We start from the raw sequence: 5,000 nt of genomic DNA, 5'->3' as shown, positions 1-5,000 counted from the left end.
CGTTGTTGCAAAAACGTTGGATGAGCTGTGGATAGGGGTGAAAAGCCAATCGAACTCAGAGATAGCTGGTTCTCCTCGAAATAGTTCTAGGGCTAGCCTCGAGATTTAAACCGCAGGGGTAGAGCACTGACAGGGCTAGGGGCCTTACCAGGTTACTGAACCCCATCAAACTCCGAATACTGCGGCGTACATTTCGGGAGTCAGACGGCGAGCGATAAGGTCCGTCGTCAAAAGGCAAACAGGCCAGATCGTCAGCTAAGGTCCCCAAGACATGACTAAGTGGGAAAGGAAGTAGGACCGCGATAACAACCAGGAGGTTGGCTTAGAAGCAGCCACCCTTGAAAGAGTGCGTAATAGCTCACTGGTCGAGTGGTTCTGCGCCGAAAACGTAACGGGGCTCAAGTCATGCACCGAAGCTACGGACTGGACGCCGGTTTACCGGTGTCCTTTGGTAGAGGAGCGTTCTGTTGTAGGCTGAAGCGCGACCGCGAGGACGCGTGGACGAACCAGAAGTGCGAATGCCGGAATTAGTAGCGTAAAGTGAGGTGAGAAACCTCACCGCCGTAAGTCTAAGGTTTCCTGGGCGCTGTTTATCATCCCAGGGTTAGTCGGGACCTAAGCCGAGGCTGAGAAGCGTAGGCGATGGACAAGCAGTTCATATTCTGCTACCACCGATCCCGTTTGATTCTCTTCTTAACGATGTGTGGTATGCCGAGCGAAAGCTCGGCGACGATCACACGCCGTTAAGGATTGAATCGAGAAGCGAAGGCGTGACGCAGGAAGTTAGTCCGGCACCCTATTGGATGGGTGTTTAAGCATGTAGGGTGGATCATAGGTAAATCCGTGATCCGGTTAAGACCGAAACCCGAGAAGCGATGACGAGCCAACGTAAGGCGGCGAAGCGGACAATACTCAACTGCCAAGAAAAGCGTCTAGCAAGGGCCATTGGTGCCCGTACCGCAATCCGACACCGGTAGACTGGCAGAGAATGCCAAGGCGACGAGAGAACCCCTGTTAAGGAACTCGGCAAATTAGCCCCGTAACTTCGGGAAAAGGGGTGCCTGAGTAGCGTACATGCATTTACTGTAATGGCGCGAAAAGGTCGCAGTGAATAGGCCCAAGCGACTGTTTAACAAAAACACAGGTCTCTGCAAACGCGAAAGCGGACGTATAGGGGCTGACGCCTGCCCGGTGCTGGAAGGTTAAAAGGAGATGTTAGCCGCAAGGCGACGCATTGAATTGAAGCCCCAGTAAACGGCGGCCGTAACTATAACGGTCCTAAGGTTACAATTTGCTAGCCTTAGTCAAACCGAACCATATGCGGGAAACTCCTCCAAAACTGATCGGTACTCGCCGGCGCAAGTCGGCAGTAACAATCCGACGGACATGGGGACAATCCGCAGGAAAGGCCCGAGATCCGTCTCGGGAATCCTCAGAGACTTAACGTTCGGGAACGGACCATTGAAGCTTGACCCGCAATGGATTGTTGGGTTTGTGGACGGCGAAGGCTGCTTTCACGTCGGAATCAATCCGAACGCTGAAATGACAGCACGGTATCAGGTGTTACCTGAGTTCACCGTCGTACAACACCAGCGAGATGTCCAGATCCTTCACGCTCTCAAGGCGTACTTCGGTTGTGGCGTGGTTCGATCGAACCACGGAGATCGAATGGCGTACAGAGTGCGAGGGCAAGGCCATCTACTGGAAAACATCATTCCATTTTTCGTCGAGCACCCGCTTAAGACGAAGAAGAACGTCGACTTTCGAAAGTTCCGACGTATTCTGCTTCTGATGAAGGCGGGAGTTCATCTCACAAGCGATGGCGTTGAGAAGATCCACGCGATCGCAAAAGAGATGAATAGAGGTTCGTTTATGATAAAGTCCGACTTCGATGGAAACACCGAAGACTAATCGAGCGAAATTCCTTGTCGGGTAAGTAACATTGCCCGGAGCAGCGGCGACGCTGCTCGATTAACCGGCTCAAATCGGTGGAGCCCTCACGGCGCATGCAGGTGCGCCGCGGGTAATACCGAGGGTAAGATCCGAGTTCGCACTCGGATCCCCGTAACGACTCGAGGGTTGAGATCCTCGGATGGAGTCTCCAAGCTCCATAACACGCCGGCCCTGATCCAATCCGTGATGGCAAGTCCATCGGCAGCGAGATACTCAGCTCGCTGCGATCAGGTGAACGTATAGTCTATGCCGCGGGAAACCGTGGAGATACATGAAGTTCCGACCTGCACGAATGGCGTAACGACTTGGGCACTGTCTCAATGGGGGGCTCGGCGAAGTTGCAATACGGGTGAAGATGCCCGTTACCCGCAGCAGGACGGAAAGACCCCGTGGAGCTTTACTGTACCCTGATCTTGGATTTTGAGATCGACTGCGCAGGATAGGTGGGAGGCTTTGAAGTCGGGCCCTCGGACTCGATGGAGCCAACGTTGAGATACCACTCTGTTGATCTCGGGATTCTAACATGCGGCCGTTATCCGGTCGGTGGACATGGTCAGGCGGGCAGTTTGACTGGGGCGGTCGCCTCCCAAAGAGTAACGGAGGCGCCCAAAGGTCGACTCAGGTTGGTCGGAAATCAACCGTAAGAGTGCATAGGCAGAAGTCGGCTTAACTGCGAGACGTACATGTCGAGCAGGAACGAAAGTTGGGCTAAGTGATCCGGTGGTTTTGTATGGAAGAGCCATCGCTTAACGGATAAAAGCTACCCCGGGGATAACAGGCTTATCTCCCCCAAGAGTTCGTAAATGGGCTCGCCATTCGAGCGATCGAATGGGTAATAGTGACTCATATCGGTGGACCCCAAGCAATTGGGCAATACCGAGGGAAGAAAAATTCGCCGTAGAAATACGAGCTTCGTTCAGTTTACTACGCTGAACATGCTATGCGCATTTTCCCCGTAACGACTTCTCGCCGGCGTGCGAGAGATGGAAGCGCTGCGTCTTCGGACGCAAATCTATCGCTCCCATAATACGTCACCATCTCGAAAGAGATGAAGGTATAGTCTAAGCTACGAGAGATCGTAGATTGCCACATCGACGGGGAGGTTTGGCACCTCGATGTCGGATCGTCGCATCCTGGGGCTGTAGTAGGTCCCAAGGGTCCGGCTGTTCGCCGGTTAAAGCGGTACGCGATCTGGGTTCAGAACGTCGTGAGACAGTTCGGTCCCTATCCGCTGTGGGCGTTACAGACTTGAGGAGCGCTGACCCTAGTACGAGAGGACCGGGTTGGACGTACCGCTAGTGAACCGGTTGTCGTGCCAACGGCAGAGCCGGGTAGCCACGTACGGATCTAATAAACGCTGAAAGCATCTAAGCGTGAAGTAGACTCCAAGATAAGGTCTGGATCCGCAAGGTGAAGACTCCTAGTAGTCCACTAGGTTGATAGGCCGGAGGTAGAAGCGGAGTAATCCGTGCAGCTGACCGGTACTAATCAGTCGGAGAGTTATTCACTTGCACTCATAAACACGGAAGACGTCACGATTCACAACATCACCGCTATGCAGTTTTCAGGGAACAGCGATTCCCGAAAAGTTTCCGGTGCCGATGGTGGTGGGGCCACACCCGTTCCCATTCCGAACACGGCAGTTAAGCCCGCTAACGCCGATGGTACTGAGACCGCAGGGTCTTTGGGAGAGTAGGTAGGTGCCGGATTATTTTGGAGGCCGGCCGCAGCGATGCGGCCGGTCTTTTATCTTGACTGAGTCAGTTCTTGCGAGGCTGAGATGGCGAAGAGATACACTCGGTACGAACGCTTCTCACTAAGGAACCATCCGGAATACAACTGCGCTGACCCCCAGAGCGAGGCCATGCGCTACTGTGACTTCTCTGGGCTCAGTTGGTCTCCTAAGTGGGCTTGAAGATACGCGAACGGGGTGACGTTGCCGATCGCGCTGTGCTCTCGTTCGTAGTTGTAGAACCGATGCCATGCTTTGATCGTCGCACGGGCTTCGGCGAGATTCGCGAAGTCGTGTTCGTTCAGGCATTCCTCGCGCAAGCGCGAGTTGAAGCTCTCGATGTGGCCGTTCTGCATCGGCTTGCCCGGATCGATGAAATGCACTTCGATGCTGCGCTCGGCCGCCCAGCGCGCCAGCTTGAGGCTTGCGAACTCGGGCCCGTTGTCGAACTTCATCGTTTTAGGTAACCCGAACCGCGTGGCAAGCTGCTCGAGGACGGCGATCACGCGTCCGCTCGGCAAGGATGTGTCGGCTTCGATCTCTGGCGAGAAGCGCGAGCACTCGTCGAGGATCGTCAGCACCCGAAAGCGGCGACCCCAGCGGACCTGGTCGTGGACGAAATCAAGTGACCACAAGTCGTTGGGCCGAGCCGCCGGCGGTTGCGCCGGTCCGCGCGCGTAGCGAAGCTTGCGCCGCCGTCGGCGTCGAATCTGCAGTTGGTGCTGTCGATACAGGCGATACACGCGCTTGTGGTTGACAGGAAAGCCGGCCTTGCGGACTTGCAGGTTCAAGAACTTATAGCCGCGGCGCCGATGCCGCGCCGCTTGGCGGTGGAGTTCGTCGACCAACCCTGGTGGTTGCTGGCGCAAGCTTTGTCGCTGCGCTGTCGATCGCGGACAGCGCGCGGCGCGGCATGCTCGGCGTTGGCTGAGGCCTCGGGCTTGCAGGGCCCTCACCGCTTCCTTCCGCGCTGAGGGCCCGGGAAGTTTTTTGCGAGCAGATCCTTGATCGCGTCGTTCTCAAGCGTCAGGTTCGCGACGACGCGCTTGAGTCGCGTGTTCTCGTCCGCCAGCTGTCGCATCCGTACGACGTCGCTCGCCTCCATGCCGTGATACTTGGTCTTCCAGGCGGTGATCGTGTTGGGGTGCACGCCGTGGCGGCGGCCCAGCTCCTTAGCGGTCGCACCGGCGTCAAGCTCGTGCAAAATCCCGATGATCTGCTGCTCGCTGAATCGCTTCTTCATGGGCGTCTCCTCCAGGTGAGTACGCCCAGAAAATCACAGTCTCATTCGGCCCGAGTCTCGGGGGTCAGCGCA

At 56.0% G+C, this 5,000-nt stretch carries 2 protein-coding genes and 2 rRNA genes (1 of these 4 running past the window's edge); 2 read left to right on the top strand and 2 right to left on the bottom strand.

Annotated elements, in window-relative coordinates:
• Positions 1-3,461: ribosomal RNA gene (locus VFO25_07175) — 23S ribosomal RNA — on the top strand; it begins 843 nt to the left of the window's first position.
• Positions 3,462-3,544: 83 nt separating this feature from the next.
• Positions 3,545-3,662 (top strand): 5S ribosomal RNA (rrf, locus tag VFO25_07170).
• Positions 3,663-3,822: 160 nt separating this feature from the next.
• Here rrf and VFO25_07165 read toward each other — a convergent pair.
• The gene (locus VFO25_07165; GenBank protein ID HET9342677.1) at positions 3,823-4,641 is read right to left on the bottom strand and encodes an IS3 family transposase; all 819 of its coding nucleotides are present in this window, start codon (positions 4,639-4,641) and stop codon (positions 3,823-3,825) included.
• Positions 4,638-4,928 (bottom strand): transposase, encoded by a 291-nt coding sequence (locus tag VFO25_07160; GenBank protein ID HET9342676.1) that lies wholly within the window; start codon positions 4,926-4,928, stop codon positions 4,638-4,640. Before VFO25_07160 ends, VFO25_07165 begins: the two co-directional genes overlap by 4 nt.
• Positions 4,929-5,000 lie beyond the last annotated feature (72 nt).

The organism is Candidatus Eremiobacteraceae bacterium (assembly GCA_035710745.1).
In the GTDB taxonomy this organism is placed as follows: domain Bacteria; phylum Vulcanimicrobiota; class Vulcanimicrobiia; order Eremiobacterales; family Eremiobacteraceae; genus JANWLL01.
This window is presented reverse-complemented; position numbering and strand designations above follow the sequence as displayed.

Bases quoted from the DNA above. Each gene is read 5' to 3' on its own strand.
- VFO25_07160 (HET9342676.1), bottom strand. From the start codon at position 4,928: ATGAAGAAGCGATTCAGCGAGCAGCAGATCATCGGGATTTTGCACGAG.